Source organism: Pseudomonas sp. FBCC-B35 (assembly GCF_059133755.1).
Genome location: NZ_CP101439.1, coordinates 1,850,261 through 1,868,364, shown reverse-complemented (window position 1 = coordinate 1,868,364; position 18,104 = coordinate 1,850,261). Strand labels below are relative to the sequence as shown.

The following is an 18,104-nucleotide window of genomic DNA, read 5'->3' as shown; positions in this document are numbered from 1 at the left end:
ACCGTAAGCCTTGGCCAGTGGTGCGCGGTATTGACAGTTGTCTTGGACGCCGGCGAGCGAAGGCTACGAGGAGCGATTCTGCCGAGCGACGTCGATTTGGGCTAATTCAAAAAAATGTGGCAGTGGTGCATTTTTTTTGCAGTACAGCTGTTTGCCTGCTGGGAAGTGGGAACCGGGCCGCGCTGTGGGACTCAGCGCTGGTCACAGGCTACGGCGCGGCAATTGGATATTCACACGCAATCCGCCCATCGGGCTTTCTAGCAGTTGCAGCTGCCCACCCCAGGCCTGGACGATGTCACGCACGATGCCCAGCCCCAGACCGTGCCCATCGACTTCCTCGTCAAGGCGAGAACCCCGTTCGAGCACTTGCACACGTTGCTGATAGGGGATGCCAGGGCCGTCGTCGTCGACCCACAGCTGGTAATGGTCCTCGGAGGTTGCGATGCCCAGGTGCACCTCACTGTCCGCCCATTTGCAGGCGTTATCCAGCAGGTTGCCCAGCAGTTCCAGCATGTCTTCGCGATCCCAGGGCAGCAGCAGGCCAGATGGCACGGCATGGCTCAGCACCAGGCCCTCGCCATGGATCATGCCCAAGGTGCTCAGCAACCCTGGCAACTCCTCATCACAGGCAAATTGCGCACCTGGCAACGCATCGCCTGCCAGGCGTGCGCGGTTGAGCTCGCGGGCCAGGCGCTGCTCGATCTGCTGCAACTGCTCGCGCATCTGTGCACGCACCTCAGGCAAGCCCTGCAGGCGCTCGTTGGACGCCAGGCTAAGCAGTACCGCCAGGGGTGTTTTCAGGGCATGGCCCAGGTTGCCCAGTGCATTGCGCGAGCGTCGCAGGCTGTCTTCGGTATGGCTGAGTAAATGGTTGATCTGGCCAACCAACGGCACCAGCTCACTGGGTACTTGGGCATCGAGTTGGGAGCGCTGACCCTGCTGCAACTGGGCGATTTGCTGTCGAGCCCGCTCCAGTGGGCGCAGCGAGCGGGTGACGGTCATGCGCTGAAGCACCAGCACCAGGGCCAGCGCGACCAGGCCCATGCCCAGCCCAATTTGCTGAAGGCGCCGGAAGCCTTGGCGGACAGGCGAGTAATCTTGGGCGACACTGATGGATATATCCTGCCCCAGGCGCCGGTAATCAGCACGCAGCGTCAGCAACTCCTGCCCCTCAGGACCAAGCTCGTGCTGGTCCGACAGACCAGGGGCCGACGGTTTGGGCAGGTTCATGTCCCACAAGGAGCGTGAACGCCAAGTGCCTTGGGCAAAGTCGATGCGAAAGTAGTAGCCAGAAAACGGCCGCTGATAAGCCGCCGAGATGCGTTGCTCGTCGAGCTGCATGCCTGCAGGCCCGCGCACCAGTGCTACCAGCAGGTTCTCGCTTTCGTTGCGCAGGCCGTTTTCCAGGTAGCGTTGCAACCCGGCTTCGAACAGCCATAGCGTCAGCTGCGCCAGTACCACCCCGACTACCACCAGCACGGCAATCAGGCCCAGGCTGAGCCGCGCCTGGATCGACTTCACGCAGCGCTCCCGGCGTATAGGTAGCCCTGGCCGCGCCGTGTCTCGATCACCGTACGGCCAAGCTTGCGGCGCAAGTGGTTGACGTGAACCTCGAGCACGTTGGAGTCGCGCTCGGTCTCGCCATCGTAGAGGTGCTCAGCCAGGTGGCTTTTGGACAAGATCTGCTGGGGATGCAACATGAAATAGCGCAACAGGCGAAATTCTGCAGCCGTGAGCTGAATATCGACGCCCTCGCGACTCACGCATTGGCGACGCTCGTCCAGATGCAAGCCGGCAGCTTCGAGCTTTGGCTGGTTGGCAAGCCCACGCGCGCGGCGCAGCAGCGCCTGGATGCGTAATTGCAATTCTTCGGGGTGAAAAGGTTTGCTGAGGTAATCGTCGGCGCCGGTCTTCAGGCCTTCGATGCGCTCGGCCCAGGAACCACGTGCCGTCAGGATGAGTACGGGTGTCAGTAGACCGCCTGCACGCCACTGCGCCAGGACTTCGAGGCCAGGCAACCCTGGCAGACCAAGGTCCAGGATGATCAGGTCGTACGGTTCGCACTGGCCCTGATAGACCGCATCACGGCCATCGGCCAGCCAGTCGACGGCGTACCCCTGACGCTGCAGCGCCGTGGTGAGTTCGTCTGCCAACGGGACGTTATCCTCGACAAGCAACAAGCGCATTCAGTCATCTTCCTCATCTTTGAGCAGGGCGCCAGTAGCAGCATCGAGCTTGATTTCCCGTACTACGCCGTCAACCGTCAGCAACTCGACCTCGTACTCATAGCGGTCGTCGTCTTCTTCAAGCTCTGCCTCCAGCAAACGCGCGCCTGGGTGACGGGCCATGGCCGTCTCCAGCAGGTGTTCTAGCGGTAGAATCACGCCCTTCTGGCGCAAAGCCAGTGCCTCATCCTGGTCCAGGTCACGGGCAGCGGCCAGCGAGCACGCGGCCAGCAGGGCGAGGGCCAGATAGCGCGCTGCCCGTGGTGGTGGGTTCATCAGTTGTCTCGCTCATCCTTCAGCAGTTCACCGGTCTTGGCATCGAAGGCCACGTCCCACTCCACATTCTGGGGATCGCGCAGTTCGACCTTGTACACGTAGCGGCCGTATTCGTCTTCAAGTTCCGAGTCCTTGACGGTGGAACCCGGGTGCTTGGCAATCGCGGCCTTCTTGAGTTCATCCAGGGACTTGATGGTCTTGTCGTTGACCAGTTTGACCACTTCGTCAGGCTGCACATCCTTGGCGAATGCAGCAGTGGCACCCAACGACAGGGCAGCGGCGGTGAACAGTGCAGTCAAGGTTTTCATCGTTCGTTTCTCCATAATGCTGTACACGTTGTCTACGCAATCAACATTAACCAGCAGTCCTTAACTCAACCTGAAAACAGCTGGCCGCATGATAGCGCAGCCGGCAGACACCCGGACACGCCTCGAACTGCTGCATCACTCTATAATGCTGCGCCCGTCGCCGCAGAGGACCACCATGAGCGCCATACACGTCAAGTACCCCGCCCTTACCCTGAAGGCTGGCCATCGCGCCTTGCGCCAAATCAGAGAGCGCGGGCTGCAGGCTGTCGACGTCGGCGTGCTCCCAGGTGCAGCAGGGGGGCCGAAACCGTTGGGCATTCAGGGCCTGGACCTGGCGCTGTTCGGCCAGTTCCTGCCATCGGCCCCTCGCCCGCGCGCGCTGATCGGCGCATCGATTGGCGCCTGGCGCTTTGCAAGCGCCTGCCTTGACGACCCGGTTGCCGGGTTGCGGCGGCTGGGGGTGCTCTATACCGAGCAGGATTTTGCAAAAGGCGTCACCCCGGCCCAGATCACGCGCAGTTGCCAACGCATGCTCGATGACCTGTTGCAGGGTCGTGACGGCCAGGTGCTGGCGAACCCGGCGTACCGGTTGAACATCTTGGTCGTCAAAAGCCATGGCCAGCTCGCTCACGATCATCGCGGCCGACTGGGTATGGGCCTTGGCTCGGTGATCGCCAGCAACCTGCTGGGCAGATCTCGCCTGGCCCGACATTTCGAGCGCGTGATTCTGCACGACAGCCGCAGCCAGCCACCGCTTGATGCCCTGACGGATTTCCCGACGCGCTGCCTGCCGCTGGACCTGGCTAACCTGCGTCATGCCCTGCTTGCCTCGGGTTCGATCCCCATGGTCATGGAGGGAGTACGGGACATACCTGGAGCCGGCTCCGGTATGTACCGCGATGGCGGGCTGCTGGACTACCACCTTGACCTGCCCTACGGGGGCGATGACCTGGTGGTCTACCCGCACTTCACCGACAAGGTCGTCCCTGGCTGGTTCGACAAGGCCCTGCCGTGGCGCAAGGGCGATGCCAGGCGCCTGCAGAACGTACTGCTGCTGGCGCCCTCGCCGGCCTACCTGGCAACCCTGCCTCACGGGAAGCTGCCCGATCGAAACGACTTCAAGCGCTTCATGGGCGATGCACCGGCGCGCAAGCGCTACTGGTACAAGGCCATCGATGAAAGCCAACGCCTGGGCGATGAGTTTCTGGAATTGGTCGCCACCGGGCGGCTGCATGAACGACTGCAAGCCTTGTGATGGGCATGCTGGTAAACTGCGCGCATTATTGATTCAGACAGAGTTTGACTGCGTGGAAATCTTCAAAGATTCCACAGTGGATTCCCGCCGAAAACCGAGCGATACCGCAGCCAGCCATGGCGCCCCAATAACGGCGCCATAGGGGTATCGCCTCGTACCACGCTATACCTTCCCAATCCCAAAAACGTAGTACATCATCCAGTACATCCAAACATCATCAAGAGGCAATGTACTAGTGGCGCTCACGGACACTGCGGCCAGGCAGGCCAAACCCCGAGAAAAGGGCTACACCCTGGCGGACTCGCTGGGTCTCTCGCTGTACATCGCTGATACCGGGGTGAAAAGCTGGCACTTCAGGTTCACCTGGCTCGGCAAGCAGGCCAGGATTTCGCTTGGAACTTATCCAGAGATCGGCTTGAAGGAAGCGCGTGCGCGGAGGGATGAAGCGCGCGAAGAGGTTGCGCAGGGGATTGACCCGCGCGAATCAAGAAGGGAGAAGAAGGTCAAGCGCCTGGGCGCTCAGGAGAGGACATTCCGCCGCGTCTATGAGGAGTGGCTGGAGTTCAGGAGAGGAGGACTGACGGATTCCACGGTGAAGGTGATATCCAATGCCATGGAATTGGACGCCCTACCCGTTTTCGGTCAGCGCCAGATAGACAGCATCAAGCGTGCCGATGTGATCACGCTTATTCGCCGGATTGAACGGAGGGGATCCATCACTACCGCCGTCAAGACGCGACAGTGGCTAGGTCAGGTGTTCAGGTATGCCGTGGCCATCGGCATGATTGAAATCAATCCCACCGCTGAGATGCATGCAGTCACCGAGAAGATGGCTCCGCACAAGAACCGGCCGTTCCTGGCCTTTTCAGAAATGCCGACCATCATCAAATCCATTGAGGAAAGCCAGTCAGGCCTGCAACTGCAATGCGCCACCAAGCTGTTGATCCTCACTGCCTGCCGACCAGCAGAGGTGCGCAAGGCGGAGTGGTCGGAGATCGATCTGGATACGGCAACCTGGTCGATTCCAGCCAGCAAGATGAAGATGCGTCGAGATCATGTGGTGCCGCTCTCCCGCCAGGCGGTGCAGATCCTGCGGTCGATGCTGCCTATATCCGGCAGCATGAAGTACGTCTTCCCTAATCGGACCGACGCCGTTCGACCGATCGGCATCAACTATGCAGTCAATCTTCTGGACAAGTGCGGCTACACCGGCCGGCAGTCTCCCCATGGTTTCCGCCACCTATTTTCCACAGAGATGAACAGCCGCGGCTACAACAAGGACTGGATTGAGCGCCAGCTGGCCCACGCGGACAGCAGCTCAATCCGTGACGTGTACAACCATGCCACTTATCTCGAGCAGCGTAGAGAAATGATGCAGGCCTGGGCCGACATGGTGCTACCTCAGTTAGGCGAATGATCCCGGACGCTGAACCGAACCACACCCCACACCTCGAACGTATCCCCCTCCATGATGTACCGCGACGGGTACTTTGGATTCTCCGACCGCAGGACAAGCACACCTTGCTCACGGCACATACGCTTACAGGTCGGCTCACCGTTGACCGCCGCTATCACGATGTCGCCGTGCTTGGCCTCGACGCTTCGATCAACGACCAGTAGGTCGCCGGAATACATCCCAATACCCTGCATGCTCTCACCCTCTATCTTGACCAGGTAAGTCCAGGGCGCACGGATTTGCATCAGATCGTCCAGGCTGAGCTGGGGCATGTCGTCGATTTCGAAGTCAAGGGCGGTGTTCACTGGTGGGCCTCCATACTGTATGAATGAACAGTATGGTAGTGGCCTGCAATGAGGCCGGCAACTGCCGACAAGCGGGGCGCGCTAGTGCGTAGGGGGTAATTTGTTGCCCATCAGCTTGGAGACGGTGCGAAGCTGGTAGTCAGAAACCGCCTGGGCCAAGGACTCGGAATGGAGCCGCAGCCGCTCTACTTCCTCAGCCGGCGCGCCACAGTCCCTCGCCTCCCAGTACCGTTTGAGAGCTTCCATCGACTGCTCAATCAGCGGTTCGCCTGCCTCAACGGCAGCGGAAAATTCATCCTTGTCCATCGGGGATACCCTTATTTTGTCAGGGCATTATAGACAGACTCGCACGCCAGGCCCGCTACTCGGCTTCGCTCAAGCGCTGTCGCGAGGCTTCCCGCCATTCGGTCAGACTCTTCATTCGATCAACTAAACTGCACGGAAGCAGGCCTTCGTAGCTCACCTTGATGAGTAGCGACGAGGTTCCGTAGGAGTTGCCACGCCTGCGTAGCCCGAAATTCCTATGCTTCAGCTAGCTTGCCCAATAGAAAGGTACAAGGAAAACACATGGAAGATCCGTTGAAACACTCGAAAGCAGAATTGAGAGCAGCTGCTCGATCAATCCAGGATATGGATAATGCATCTGACTTTGAGGAATTTGAACATAACTGGAAAGTATTTTTATTTTGCACTGAAAAGCTGTGGGAAAAACTAGAGAAGGCATGCGACAAAAGCTCTAAATTTCCTCCTTGGCAGGGAAAATACCGCCGAATACGGAAAAAGGATCCTTTACTTCGATACCTAAAGCAAGCTAGAAACGCTGACAACCACTCGATTCAAGACCTGAATTTTATTAACTCGGGATCATTTACGGTTACTCGCACTGACCCACAGACCGGAATAGCTGGAACCAAGCATATCAGTCAAGAGGAATCTTTGAATTACAATCCGGATGAGCTATTTATAAATCTTTTCGCACCTCACCCGGAAGTTCTGCCAGTAGTTAATAAAGGAGTTCGCTACGACCCTCCAAAGTTACATATGGGTGAAAGAATAGATGATTTACACCCTTCAACACTAGCCGCATTGGGTCTCGAATTCTACTCAAGATTAATAGACGAAGCGGAAGTTAGGTTTTTTAAAAAGAGGAATTGATTGCTAAACTTTAATTGAGCGGTGACTCGACATAGCTATGTCGAGTCCCATCTTGTAATTGTAGATAAATCTCTCTACCTGCGAATCAACCCATCATACTCGCGCGTACATTGCTCACCTGCTATTCGGGCGCGATCATAAGCCTGCGCCAGCTCTCCCGCTCTAGCATCAGCCCGTGCGAGCAGGTCGGAGAGCACCATGGCGGCGCGGGTGGCTGCCTGGCCTCGGGCGACAGCGGCGGTATCCGTGCCGGGGCAACTGACGGCGGCGGCGAGCTTGGAGCCTTCGTTGCGCAGCCGCTGGCCAGCAGAATCGGCGCCAGCAGCGTCAGCATCAGCAGCTTGGTGTTGTTCGTATGCATGGGCTCTCGCCTCCTCCTGCGCCTGGGCGCCTTGATGCTCCTGCTGACGGGCACCGCGCTCACCGAGCACTTCGGCAAGACGATCGCCGCTATCGCGCTGAGCTGAGGCTTGCCGGGCTTGGGCCTGCTCGACGCTTCGGCCGTGTTCGTAGGCGCCCAAGTGGCTGGCCACCAGGACCAGGCCGGCTGCCAGGCCAACCCAGGGGCTCATGCCACGGTCCCGCCCAGCTCTACCCACCGCCCCAGCAGCTTGTCCAGGCGGTGCGGGTTTTGTCCATAGGTGTTCCCGGGGAAGCTCGCCCAGATGTTCGAGCACTTGGCGATCGCTTGCTGAATACGGCCAGCCTTGATGTCATCCAGCGCGCGCCGCTCCCGGATCTGCTGCAGGGCTATGCGATCCTGGTTCTCAGGGGTGAAGCCCCCGGACAGGCGAAGGCTGACCCGGTATGCATCCCAGTAGCGCTCGAGCAGCTGGTACCGCCCGGCAGCAGTGCTGGTGACGTTTTTGCCGTTGATGGGAAACGTCAGCTTGAGTCGGGGATGGTCGGCATAGCCTTGGAACAAACCGCCGCCGTACAGCACGTTGTAGCCGTCATCGCTGGTCTTGATGGTGGATGTGCCTTCCGAGAAGGCGATCAGATCCAGGAACCGGAGCACGTTTGCACCTCCGGCCTGGGATTCGGTGAGTCTGGCCATGTTTTCTCCAGGCGAAAAAAAGCCCGCGCTTGGCGGGCTGGGTTTGATCGGAGCCGGTTAAGCGGCCGGGGCTTCCGTCTCCGGCGCTGCTGCGGGTTCCTTGGCAGTGATCGAGACCTTAGCGCTGTAGTCCTTCAGCACCTGGGCCACACAAACCTGCGCGGTCGGGAACTGATTCAGGATCTCGCGAGCGCGTGCGTCGGCTTCTTCTTGGGTGGCATAGCGGGTTTTATTGGCCACGTCATAATCGTTGGCTAGGTTGATCGTTACATATGGCATGGGTGCTTCCTTTTTCAGTTGGGTAAAAAATCAATATCCAGTCACATCGACCACAAGATAAGAGGGCACTACCCCGTTATCAGACTGGCCGTTGGGACCAATTTCGTTCGGATAGCTTCGTGTCATTCCCCAGCTATCAACTACGGCGGTGCTGATACTCAGTGAACTGCCGCTGATACTGGCAGCAGACATCCGGCTATTTCGGGAATCAAGAATGAAGACTGCGGGCGCCACCCCTTGGACCACACTGGCGTACTCGGTCAGCAGATACATCACTTGCGGTATGACCGCTATCGTTCTTCCAGGGTAGCCATAGCCGCCGTTCCCGGCCGTTTGCCCGAGAAACTTCAATAGCTGCCAACCGGCATCAAAGGCTATCGAACCATCAGCCTTGAATACCTGAAGACCAGTATTGGATACCGGACCAGCGAGACCAAATACCCAGTAGCTGATAACTGCCCCCGCAGGTGAGTCAGTCGAGAACACGACCTCGTTGCCATCCTTGGCAACAATCGCAGTGGGACTGGCACAGGCGAAGGCCACCAGTTCATTGTCGTTGATCGCTAAGCTAACCCGGGTGGGTCGGGTGTTTGTGACTGACCCATTCGAGTAGTTAGCTGTGGTGAGTTGTCCTCTGCGCAACACAGATAGGTTTGTGAAGTCACTGTCTATCTGTAGCGTCCCGTAGTCGTTGACCGCTTGGAATCCTTCAGGCACCTGAATATATCCCGTAGTAGATTGTTCCTGCTGGAGATGATGTTTCCTGCGCGCTTCGTTGTGGCCTGCTCCAGGTTAGCGTGTTGCCATTAACTCCGAAGCTCACTTGGGACGAAGTTATAAGGTCATTTCGACCACCACTAGCTCCTACAGGAGACTTCATCATACCAATAAATGGCACAACGAAAGGCCGCCCATTGGTTAGCTTCGGATTATAAATACTACCGCTCAGCTGATTTTCAGCCACATCGACACGACCAATCAATAAACCCACGATTGTAGAAGTATCAATGACTACTTGACCGGCAGCATCGAACACTTGCAGACCTTGCGGCATATAAACCCCTATGACAAATGAATGCTACTGACCCTGTTACCAAGTCCCCATGCGCACTCGGACGGCTCCGTTTACCACTACGACAATGCCGTTCCTATTCATGAAGCAATAAGTGTTCGAGCTGGTGGGATGCCGGGCAGTAATTTGCCCGCTGGCGAAGTCCGCAGACATGATGGGTTGGCCGTAGCTGGTCATAGCTGAAGACTGAATCGAACCACCTACGAGCGCCTTCTGGATCGTCGCGGTTGAGATAAACGCCTCGTTCAAGAACACCTGCCCATTCTGAATGGCGAATGGGCTCACAAAGCCGTTCCCGCTCGGATTGAGCACGGCGAACCGATCCGCCATCACAGCGAAGACCGACTGCAGCACTCCACTGCTGTTATCCGCCCCCAAGCCAAACCCTGCAGCCACGTATTGCCCACCAGCTGTTACCTGGAGCCGCACCGAGTACGAGGCGTTGACCTTGTTGTTCAAACTGGTTTGCGCCGTGCTGATCTGCTGCACTGACGCGTTGGTGCTGCCCAGGTTGCTCTGAACAGTGTCAACGCGCTTGCCCAAGGCGGTGTCGGCATCGGCTCGCGCCGTGACCTCGCTTTGGGCTGCTGCGAGAGCATCATCTGCTTTCGCCTGAGCAGTGGTGATGCGCGTGCTGAGTGCTGAGTCAGCATCAGATCGGGTTTTGGCCTCGTCCTGAATCGCGGCGCTGGCATTCCCTACTGACGATTGCAGGCCATCGATTCTTTGTGCCTGAGCAGTGATTGTCCCGCCCTGGGTCGATACAGTTGAGGACAGCTCGCTGAGCGCTCGGGATGCGGCCTGCGTCTCCCTCGCACTGTAGCCAACGCTGAACGTGCTGGGTGTCTCATTCGCTCCAACTTGTTCCTCCAGCATAAAGCCGTCGTACAGGTGGCTAGATGCAGAGGCAGTTCTGCTTTGGTAGAACACCAGGCAACTGCTATCCACTAAAGCTGCCGGCATCGTCAGGACAGCGCTGACCCTCGTCATAGCAGTCGTGACGTTGACCTGTGCCAGCTCAGCTTCCACATTGGAGCCGGCAGCGTTCGGGTAACGGATCCTGAGCGACATCGTTCTGGCCGCGTCTGCTTGCACCCAGAAAGACAGGATGTACTTCTTGCCGGGCTTGAGCTTCATAGTCCAGTCGGTGCCGCTGGCAGCCAGGTAGAAGTAGTTGACCTGCGAGACCGTACTGTCGAGCTTCAGCAGATATTTGCCTACAGCACCCGCACTTGCCACGCTACTTGCGTTGAGGCTTGCCTGCTTGTTCATTGCTGGCGGCGTAGCTCCGAACACGCTGTATTCGGCAGGCACCAAGTTGACTGCTCCACCAACCGACCCAAGCGTGTTCTGCAGATCGGTAATGCTGCTACTTGCACTGGTGAGGCTGTTCTCAGCGGCTGAGACCCTATTCCCAAGCGTGGTCACAGAAGCGGCAGATGCCTTAGTGGCTAGTCCATTCGAACCACTGTTGACCGAATTCTCGAGTGCAGTGGTACGGCTACTGACGCTTGTGAGCGTGCCTCCTTGTTGCGTTACGGCTGATGAAAGCGATTCGACCGCGGTTGAGAGCGCACCCTGTTCCGCGATAGCGACCTTTCCATTGTCTTTCCAGCCGCTAACCGTTGCGCTGAATTCAAGCTGTGTTCTGTCCACCTCCATGAAGGCATTGCTGATGGCTGCTGTCCCGTAGCACGTCACGAAGAAATTGCACTCCACGGTTCCTTCTGGAGCCACAACGCTGTGGGTGATACGGGCGAATTCAGAGGTAGCAATAGCATTGGTGGCAACCGGGGTTCCGCTTATCCCCCCACCTGAGCTATTCAGGAACTGCACCTCACAGCGTACAGCGAGGCCCGACGTCCCTCTGACAAACGCCGACATGGTTACCGGCGTGCCGGGGCTTACCGTTACCCTGCGGGAGGATGGGTTGCCAATCCGAGCCCATACTGATGGGCTGATACCCGTGACATCTATTCGCTGGGCGATCTCTCCTTGAGCAAGGGCAGAAGCGACTCTCGACGGCGTAATGACCGCCCCGCTGCCGCCCGCAATTGCCCATCCATCTGATAGTAGTGCAGTACCCTGTTTCTCGAACGATGGGTTGTAAATCCAGTTCTCACCCCCTGTCTGGCCGATGGAGTTAGCTAACGACGTGACGTTGCTCGATACGGACGTCAACCCTTGCTCGGTCTGACTCACTCTGCTCGACAATGCAGATGTCGCTTCAGCGTTCAGTTGCGACTGATCAAAGCTGGTGCCAGGCACAAAAGCGGAAGGTGCCGTGGCTCCTTCTGCTGCTTCTTCCACCATGATGCGATCGAGCCAAACCGAACGATCCGCACCGCCGGAGCGGTTCATCTGGAAGGACAGCTGCATCCGACTGCCGGTGTATGTCGCCGAGGTCATGTCGATAACTACGGCATACCGTGCCCAGTCGGTACCCAGGGTGGCCAGAGCTGCGGGGCCGGTCGTTGTGCTCACTCCATCCGCCTGCAATACCCGCAGGTAGTTCGCTACTTGATGGCCTGCAACGCTTGCCTTTGCGTAGTACGAAACGATGTATCGCTTGGCCCTGAGTGCCATGTTCATGCCGGCTGCTGCCACCGACGTGGAAAAATGCACGGCCAAACCTGTCGAGGCTGAGGACCAATCCAACTTCAGGGCATAACCGCGCATAGCGGCTGCGTCTGGGACGCTACTCGCGTTAAACGAGCTGCCGCTCAGCGCCGGCAGCGTCGATCCAAACACGCTGTATTCCGCAGGTAGCAGGTTAACCTTGCCTCCACCGAGACCGGTCAGGGATGCGCTGAGGTTAGTGATCGCCTGGCCATTGGCAGTGATGGTTGATCCCTGCTGCTCGACCTTGCTGTTCAATGCCTGTACAGCTGAGGCTTCAGCTTTGGTCGCAACCTGACTCAGGGCTGTGGCAGCTGCCGCAGCTGCGTCGGTCGCTACCTTATCTGTCACTGCCACCCAAGCCGAACCATTCCAGCGTTTCGGCGTGTTGGCGTTGCCAGCGGTATCGATCCACAGGTTCTGCACCAGACGCTTGTCAGCCGCAGGCGCTGAAGAGCCGTAGATGACCTCCCCCTTTGCACCTGCCGCTGTTGCAGCCGCCTGCGCGGCCTGCTGGGCAGCGGTGACGTTGCTGTTGGTAGCGGTCAAGCCGTTCTGCAGAGATACGATTGATCCGGATTGGGACGTCAACGATGACTCTGCCTGGTCGACCCGCCCCGTGAGGCTCTGCACCGCAGTCGCTGTGGCGGCAGCATTGCCCGCGTCTACCGCCCCGTTGTCGCGCCATCCAGTAACGACAGAGCTGAACTCGATCTGAGTACGGTCAACCTCCAGGAAGCCAGAGGCGATGGACGCAGTTCCGTACACCGTTACGAAGTAGTTGCACCTCACTGCTCCAGCTGGAGCCAGGACAGTGTGAGAGACACGGTTGAAATCACCAGTTAGGGCGGTGTTTGAGGCTACAGGAACCCCGCTAATACCTCCGCCAGCGCTGTTCAGAAACTGGATCTCACACCGGACATTGATGCCCGGGGTACCGCGCACAAACGCCGACATGCTGACTGGCGTACCCGGGCTTACCTCAACCCGTCGTGTTGATGGATTGCCGATCCGCGACCAAGCAGAGGCCGATACACCCGTCACATCAATACGCTGCGCCATCTCTCCGGCTGCCAGCGCCGAAGGCACGAGGCTGGGTGTAGTCGTGACACCACTCGCGCCCGCGGTCGCCCACCCATCTGCCAAGCCGTTGGCACCCTGCTTTTCAAACGATGGGTTGTAGATCCAGTTCTCCCCGCCGGCCTGACCAAGTGCGACGTCAATCTTCGTGAGCGATTGACCTTGTGCGGTGAGCTCTTGGCCTTGCTGGGTGACCATGCTGCCCAACGCCTGGACTGTTGAGGTGTCAGCTTTCTTGCTTACGCTGTCGGTCAGCGAAGTCAGCGCCTGGCTTTGCGAGCTGATGAGCTGATCCTGGGCCTTGTCCTTGTCTTCGGTCGCCGTCACGCGGCTTGTGACCTGTTGCAGCGCCTGCGAACTGGCCTTGCCGTCGATGCTGGTCTGCATGCCATCCATGCGGGTGGCTTGCGACGTGAGCTTGCCCTCGGCATCACTGACGCGGGTGCTCAAGTTACTCACCACACTCGCGTCGGCCTTCAAAGCTACCTGGCTGAGCGCCGACTGGGCAGCAGCTGCTGCATCGGTGGCCACCTTGTCCGTCACCGCGACCCAAGCCGAGCCGCTCCAGCGTTTCGGGGTGTTGGCATTGTTGGTGGTGTCGATCCAAAGGTTCTGGGCCAAGCGGTCGGCGACGGCAGGCGCTGCCGATTGAACAATGACCTTGCCCTTCCCGCCCGCCAGCGTGGCCGCATCCTGAGCAGCCTGCTGGGCTGTCGAGACGTTGCCATTAGTGGTGGTCAGGCTCGATTGCAGCCCGCTGATCTGAGATGCCTGGGCAGTGACCTTGCCATCCAGCGTCGATACATCAGTCTCGACCTTGGACACACGCGCGGCCATGCCGTTGGCAGTCACCACCGCCTGGCCAACATCGGTCCAGTAGGTGGCGTTCGGCGGTGGCGTGTTCAGCGGTACCGCTTTCAGGGCCTGGTACAACTTGCCATCGCTGCCCAGGGCGCTTTGGCCCACGCTGTAGGCCTTGTCCTTGCGGTATGGCAGAGAGCCGGCCAGGGCCGAGACGTTCGCGATCTGTTGCTGCAGCTCGGTCTTGGCAGCCGAAACGTCCGCGCTCACAGCAGTAATTTGCTGCTCGAGATTGCCCTTCACGGTGCCAAGGGCGTTGTTCACCTCGCTGATCTGCTTGGCCAACTCGGTCTTGGCGGTGCCGATCCGCTCGTTAACCGAGCCCGGGCCGTTGCCGTCAATGAGCGCAATTTTTTCGATCTTGCTGGTGAGCTCCTTGCCCAGCTCGCTCTCGGTGATCTGGTCCTTGATCTGCTCAAGGATCGGGCTGGCATCTGCACTTGCAGTGCCGGTAACCACGGTCGGCGCCACAGGGAAGAACGGACCCACATTGCCGGACCGGTCCACCAGGCGTGCCCAGAAGAAGAAGCGCTGCCCCGCGCGCAGGCCCTGCATGACATGCTCGCTCTGCGGGTAGGCCAGGTCAGCGAGTTTGGTTGCCGCGCCGAGGTCAGTGCCTTCGCTGTACCACAGCTCGGTACGCTCGGTGTCTTCAGCGCCGGCAGGCAGGCCCCACTTGATGCCGATGCCGAACAGCAAGCTCTCGGTTGCCAGGAACGTGACCGCCGGCGGCAGACCTTCCTTGCCGTTCAGCTGGGTCAGGTCCGAGCTTTTCCAGATCGAGGTGATATCGAACGCGCTCACCGAACGGACGCGGGCCAGGTATGCGCCTGCGTAGATACCGACCACGTCCACAGACGCGGCACCAGTGCGTTGCAGGCGGATCCAGTTGCCGTTGTCCTTGCGCCACTCGACATCGTAGGCAACGGCTCCAGCCACTGCCGGCCAGGCGATGGTCATGGTGCTGACCGCGATACCCTGGTCGATCATGTGGCCAGACGACAGCGATACGCTGGCCGGAGGTGCCACGGTGGTCACCGGAATGACGCTGATCGGACGCTCGTCCAGCTTCGCGCCGGTGTCGATCGCGGCGAACTTGCTCGGGTTGAACTCGAGCGCAGTGATTTCGTAGTTGCCCTCTTGGGTGCGGGTGGTCTTGAGCACCCGGAACAGCTGAACCGCCAGGTCGTCGTAGTCGATCGCCCACTGCAATTCAGGTTCGGGCTGCAGGCTGTACTCGGTGGTGACGGTCACCGCCCGGCCCGCGACGGAGTGCACGGTCCGCGCCTGGGCGGTACCGTTGGGCAGGTTCACGATCAGCCGGTCGCAGGCCTTGATCGGGGTGTCACGGTCCAGCGTCACGACGCGGCCAGCGGCAGAGGAAATACGGCCGCCGTTCGGCCGGCCTGCCACCAACTCGTCCGCCACTGGGATAACGAACCCAGGCAGCGGGATACGACCCTCCATGCCGGTCTTGAACGTAACGGTGCGGTCCTGGCTGTTGCTCAGCAGTGCCCACTTACCGCGGCGCTGGGCCTCGGACGCGCGGGTGCAGCCAATTGCCGAGAGCTCGATTGGGCGGTCCCGGTACCGGCGCTGCAGTGCGTTGTCGGTCACCGGAATGACGTCGGTGTCGTAGTTGTTGGCCGGGTTGTCATAGCTGACCAAGGCCCGGCTGTAGTGCGTGCTGCGCTCGGCGCCGCCATACACGAACTCGCCGTCGATCACGTTCGACCTGGTGAAGACGTAGTCGATATCCTGCGCACGCGGCATGTCCGCCTGCATGAACAGCGAACCGTGGGCCCAATACACCATGCCCCGATAGATCGCCGACAGGTCGCGCAGCAGCGTCCAGGCCTCGGCACGACCCTGCAGGTTCATGTCGCAGAGGAAGCGAGGCTCCTGGCCACCCACACCGTTCGGCACAAGCTGGTCGCAGTACTGGGCGATGCGGTACATCTCCCACTTGTCGACCATCCACGGCTTGATGCGCTTGCCCAGGCCGAAGCGGTCTTCCACGCACAGGCCATAGGTCACGAAGGCAGGGTTGTTGGTCCAGGCCAGCTTGAAGGTGCCGTCCCACACACCGCTGTAGGTGCGGGTGATCGGGTCATAGGTGCTTGGCACCGGCCAGCGCTTGGCCTTGCACTTCACCGTCACCGCCGGGATGTTCTGGAACTGCTGGGCATCGAACTCGATGTATAACAAGGCCGTGTTCGGGTACCGGATCTTCTGGTCGATGATCTCGGTGTAGCCCGCCACGGTCATGGTATCTGCCACGGTACCGCTGTTAGCGTTCGGCGTGAGCCGTCGCACGCGCAGCATCCACCCGGAAGTTGCCTTGGGCAGATTCACGCGCACCGAGCGCTGGTAGCCGTTGGTGGACTTGCCATCCACGGCGCCCAGATGAGCCTCGACATAAGCGCCACCGTCTGTAGCGATATCGATCGCGTACTCAATGCGATAGCCCTTGGTGTCGCCGTTGCTCTCCTGTTTGGCCAGGCGCGGCCAGGACATGCGCACGCGAACAGCTGAGAGCTGGGTGTTGCTCAGGGCGCGCGTGAACGGGTTATCGCTGCGCAGCTCAACGTTGACGGAGGTTTCGTTCTCCACCGACGGGATGCCCTGGATGTAACTCTGCTCAACGGAGCCCGGGCGCCATTCCCATTTCACACCTGGGAAGTTCACATTGCCGCTGGCATCAGCGATCGGGGTGTTGTCGAGGTAGATGTCCCGGTCGGTGGGCACCCCATCGAATTCGCCTTCGCCCACGGCCAGCAGGATCTTGGCGATGTTCGTGGAGCGCAGGCTGTCCGGAGACTCCACGGCCTGTTTTGGCTGGCTCTCGCCGCCCTTGGCGCCGACAATTTCCAGGTGATCTACTGGGCCCATGCTTTCCTCCGGGCGAAAAAAAACCGCCAACTGGCGGTCTATGCATTCTTTTGGCGCTATGCCTTGTCCTGCGCCTCAATCGAGGCGGAGATGATCGCCCCACCCCAGCGTCGTTCGCCGATGCAGATCGGGACAGGGTTGCCGCTGGCTGTGGTGTTCTTGGCGCTGCCGAAGGCGTACGACGGTAGGTTTTCTGGCGCTGCGCTTTGGGATAGGCCCTTGGCTTGGGGGCTGAGCATTTGAACGACTCCGCCGGCAACCATGGCAATGCCAACCGGCATCAACGGAGCGTAGAAGAACCCTGCGACGATCAGGACTATGCCAATAATCGTCTGCAGTACGCCGGCGCGCTTACGCCCCTCGACAACAGGAACGATCCTGATTTCCTGTGCTCCGCTTCGATCAAATTCCTTTTCACCAACGTTTCTTCTATTGCGGAAGATGGCGAATCTCATGCCTAACCGGTCGAGCCTTTTGATCTCATCCTCGAACCCTGGGAGGGTTATCTTTAAGGCCTTGAACGCCTCCCATGTATTACCCGAATCCAGAATTTTTCGGTGGGATCTGCCAAATTTCTGTGCCAGCGAGCCTGATAGTTTGATGTTTACACGATGCTGGGCAAATGCCGACATTTTTTCTCCAGACATGAAAAAGCCGCCCGGAGGCGGCTGTTTAGAAGGTGGTGGGCTTGACGCTCACACCTCCATCACCGGAGGTGTAGATACGATACTTTTTGGCTTGGCCGGGCTTAATCGACGCCTCTGCCTCAAGACGTTCTGCGTTCATACCACAAAGTGCTTTGCCTTCTAGTGAGGCACCGACCATCCACTCCCCTGCCGGGACGTTGAAGTAAGCCTTTTCCTTGGGATTTAGCCGCGCAACAGGCTCGCCGTTGATGAACACAGTGGCGTAGCAGCCACCACCGGGGAATCCGCTGTCACGGGTGACAATAATCTGCCCACCCCCAGTGACGCTGGATTGGTAACCCGTAACCCGATCACTTGGCGCTTGCTTAGCTTGGCTCAGTGGAACGGGCGAGGTGGCACACCCCGCCAGCAAAGCCAGCCCCAATGCTCCGATCAAAATTCGCATGCGACGCCTTCTTTTAGATAGGTAAAATCTAGTATTTTTGGAGGGTGAGAGGTTTGCCTTCATAGCCGGCTTCCTAATTTTTTATCATGGGATGCTTTATAGGCTTTCAGGTAATCCTAGGATAACCATTTTTCTCTGCGGATCACCCTACTAGGGCAAGCCAACACAGCTT

The 18,104-nt window shown here is 59.1% G+C and carries 17 protein-coding genes and 1 pseudogene; 3 read left to right on the top strand and 15 right to left on the bottom strand.

The window, feature by feature from the left end; translation table 11 throughout:
- Nucleotides 1-201 precede the first annotated feature (201 nt).
- The 4 genes from NMB38_RS08595 to NMB38_RS08580 are packed head-to-tail and all read right to left on the bottom strand — an operon-like array spanning nt 202 to nt 2,809.
- Nucleotides 202-1,521 carry a sensor histidine kinase gene (locus NMB38_RS08595; RefSeq protein WP_181073696.1) on the bottom strand — a complete coding sequence of 440 codons (1,320 nt, stop codon included), beginning with the start codon at nt 1,519-1,521 and terminating at the stop codon, nt 202-204.
- The gene (locus NMB38_RS08590; protein WP_027914621.1) at nt 1,518-2,186 is read right to left on the bottom strand and encodes a response regulator transcription factor; all 669 of its coding nucleotides are present in this window, start codon (nt 2,184-2,186) and stop codon (nt 1,518-1,520) included. The genes NMB38_RS08595 and NMB38_RS08590 overlap by 4 nt, the downstream gene beginning before the upstream one ends.
- Nucleotides 2,187-2,501 carry a PepSY domain-containing protein gene (locus NMB38_RS08585; protein WP_027914620.1) on the bottom strand — a complete coding sequence of 105 codons (315 nt, stop codon included), beginning with the start codon at nt 2,499-2,501 and terminating at the stop codon, nt 2,187-2,189. It lies immediately after the preceding gene.
- A complete protein-coding gene (locus NMB38_RS08580; protein WP_027914619.1) occupies nt 2,501-2,809 on the bottom strand; it encodes a PepSY domain-containing protein in 309 nt (102 codons plus the stop codon). Before NMB38_RS08580 ends, NMB38_RS08585 begins: the two co-directional genes overlap by 1 nt.
- A gap of 175 nt (nt 2,810-2,984) precedes the next feature.
- Between NMB38_RS08580 and NMB38_RS08575 the strand changes: the two genes are divergently transcribed.
- Both NMB38_RS08575 and NMB38_RS08570 read left to right on the top strand, forming a co-directional pair.
- Nucleotides 2,985-4,064: a patatin-like phospholipase domain-containing protein gene (locus NMB38_RS08575; RefSeq protein WP_088522992.1), complete on the top strand. Its 1,080-nt coding sequence runs from the start codon at nt 2,985-2,987 to the stop codon at nt 4,062-4,064.
- A gap of 235 nt (nt 4,065-4,299) precedes the next feature.
- Entirely contained in the window at nt 4,300-5,481 is a 1,182-nt protein-coding gene (locus NMB38_RS08570) for a tyrosine-type recombinase/integrase (RefSeq protein ID WP_494355002.1), read from the top strand.
- Here the strand turns inward: NMB38_RS08570 and NMB38_RS08565 are convergent.
- The 3 genes and pseudogenes from NMB38_RS08565 to NMB38_RS08555 form a co-directional block, all read right to left on the bottom strand.
- Nucleotides 5,466-5,825 (bottom strand): LexA family protein, encoded by a 360-nt coding sequence (locus NMB38_RS08565; RefSeq protein WP_494355001.1) that lies wholly within the window; start codon nt 5,823-5,825, stop codon nt 5,466-5,468. The two genes, NMB38_RS08570 and NMB38_RS08565, sit on opposite strands and share 16 nt — an antisense overlap.
- Nucleotides 5,826-5,906: 81 nt before the next feature.
- Complete coding sequence (locus tag NMB38_RS08560) at nt 5,907-6,131, bottom strand: hypothetical protein (protein WP_494355000.1); 225 nt, start codon at nt 6,129-6,131, stop codon at nt 5,907-5,909.
- 11 nt (nt 6,132-6,142) lie between these two features.
- A pseudogene (locus NMB38_RS08555) lies at nt 6,143-6,244 on the bottom strand (DUF2514 domain-containing protein); the annotation flags it as partial.
- A 148-nt stretch (nt 6,245-6,392) separates the two neighbouring features.
- Here NMB38_RS08555 and NMB38_RS08550 point away from each other — a divergent pair.
- Nucleotides 6,393-6,980 (top strand): hypothetical protein, encoded by a 588-nt coding sequence (locus NMB38_RS08550; RefSeq protein WP_494354999.1) that lies wholly within the window; start codon nt 6,393-6,395, stop codon nt 6,978-6,980.
- 74 nt (nt 6,981-7,054) lie between these two features.
- Here NMB38_RS08550 and NMB38_RS08545 read toward each other — a convergent pair whose 3' ends face one another.
- Genes NMB38_RS08545 through NMB38_RS08510 form a run of 8 tightly spaced genes read right to left on the bottom strand, consistent with a single transcriptional unit; the run spans nt 7,055 to nt 17,932 of the window.
- Nucleotides 7,055-7,552 carry a DUF2514 domain-containing protein gene (locus NMB38_RS08545; protein WP_494354998.1) on the bottom strand — a complete coding sequence of 166 codons (498 nt, stop codon included), beginning with the start codon at nt 7,550-7,552 and terminating at the stop codon, nt 7,055-7,057.
- Nucleotides 7,549-8,037 (bottom strand): glycoside hydrolase family 24 protein, encoded by a 489-nt coding sequence (locus NMB38_RS08540; RefSeq protein WP_494354997.1) that lies wholly within the window; start codon nt 8,035-8,037, stop codon nt 7,549-7,551. The genes NMB38_RS08545 and NMB38_RS08540 overlap by 4 nt, the downstream gene beginning before the upstream one ends.
- A gap of 57 nt (nt 8,038-8,094) precedes the next feature.
- The gene (locus NMB38_RS08535) at nt 8,095-8,316 is read right to left on the bottom strand and encodes a hypothetical protein (protein WP_494354996.1); all 222 of its coding nucleotides are present in this window, start codon (nt 8,314-8,316) and stop codon (nt 8,095-8,097) included.
- Between the two features lie 30 nt (nt 8,317-8,346).
- Nucleotides 8,347-9,033 carry a hypothetical protein gene (locus NMB38_RS08530; RefSeq protein WP_494354995.1) on the bottom strand — a complete coding sequence of 229 codons (687 nt, stop codon included), beginning with the start codon at nt 9,031-9,033 and terminating at the stop codon, nt 8,347-8,349.
- Nucleotides 9,026-9,352 carry a hypothetical protein gene (locus NMB38_RS08525; protein WP_494354994.1) on the bottom strand — a complete coding sequence of 109 codons (327 nt, stop codon included), beginning with the start codon at nt 9,350-9,352 and terminating at the stop codon, nt 9,026-9,028. The genes NMB38_RS08530 and NMB38_RS08525 overlap by 8 nt, the downstream gene beginning before the upstream one ends.
- 54 nt (nt 9,353-9,406) lie before the next feature.
- Entirely contained in the window at nt 9,407-16,840 is a 7,434-nt protein-coding gene (gene gpJ / locus NMB38_RS08520) for a TipJ family phage tail tip protein (RefSeq protein ID WP_494354993.1), read from the bottom strand.
- Between the two features lie 56 nt (nt 16,841-16,896).
- Nucleotides 16,897-17,472, bottom strand: a complete 576-nt coding sequence (locus tag NMB38_RS08515; protein WP_494354992.1) for a tail assembly protein — start codon at nt 17,470-17,472, stop codon at nt 16,897-16,899.
- 40 nt (nt 17,473-17,512) lie between these two features.
- A complete protein-coding gene (locus NMB38_RS08510; RefSeq protein ID WP_494354991.1) occupies nt 17,513-17,932 on the bottom strand; it encodes a hypothetical protein in 420 nt (139 codons plus the stop codon).
- Nucleotides 17,933-18,104: the final 172 nt, after the last annotated feature.

Coding starts and splice junctions, on each gene's coding strand:
- gpJ (WP_494354993.1), bottom strand. CDS start 16,840: ATGGGCCCAGTAGATCACCTGGAAATTGTCGGCGCCAAGGGCGGCGAG.
- NMB38_RS08590 (WP_027914621.1), bottom strand. CDS start 2,186: ATGCGCTTGTTGCTTGTCGAGGATAACGTCCCGTTGGCAGACGAACTC.
- NMB38_RS08510 (WP_494354991.1), bottom strand. CDS start 17,932: ATGCGAATTTTGATCGGAGCATTGGGGCTGGCTTTGCTGGCGGGGTGT.
- NMB38_RS08535 (WP_494354996.1), bottom strand. CDS start 8,316: ATGCCATATGTAACGATCAACCTAGCCAACGATTATGACGTGGCCAAT.
- NMB38_RS08545 (WP_494354998.1), bottom strand. CDS start 7,552: ATGAGCCCCTGGGTTGGCCTGGCAGCCGGCCTGGTCCTGGTGGCCAGC.
- NMB38_RS08585 (WP_027914620.1), bottom strand. CDS start 2,501: ATGAACCCACCACCACGGGCAGCGCGCTATCTGGCCCTCGCCCTGCTG.
- NMB38_RS08575 (WP_088522992.1), top strand. CDS start 2,985: ATGAGCGCCATACACGTCAAGTACCCCGCCCTTACCCTGAAGGCTGGC.
- NMB38_RS08560 (WP_494355000.1), bottom strand. CDS start 6,131: ATGGACAAGGATGAATTTTCCGCTGCCGTTGAGGCAGGCGAACCGCTG.
- NMB38_RS08580 (WP_027914619.1), bottom strand. CDS start 2,809: ATGAAAACCTTGACTGCACTGTTCACCGCCGCTGCCCTGTCGTTGGGT.
- NMB38_RS08540 (WP_494354997.1), bottom strand. CDS start 8,037: ATGGCCAGACTCACCGAATCCCAGGCCGGAGGTGCAAACGTGCTCCGG.
- NMB38_RS08550 (WP_494354999.1), top strand. CDS start 6,393: ATGGAAGATCCGTTGAAACACTCGAAAGCAGAATTGAGAGCAGCTGCT.
- NMB38_RS08515 (WP_494354992.1), bottom strand. CDS start 17,472: ATGTCGGCATTTGCCCAGCATCGTGTAAACATCAAACTATCAGGCTCG.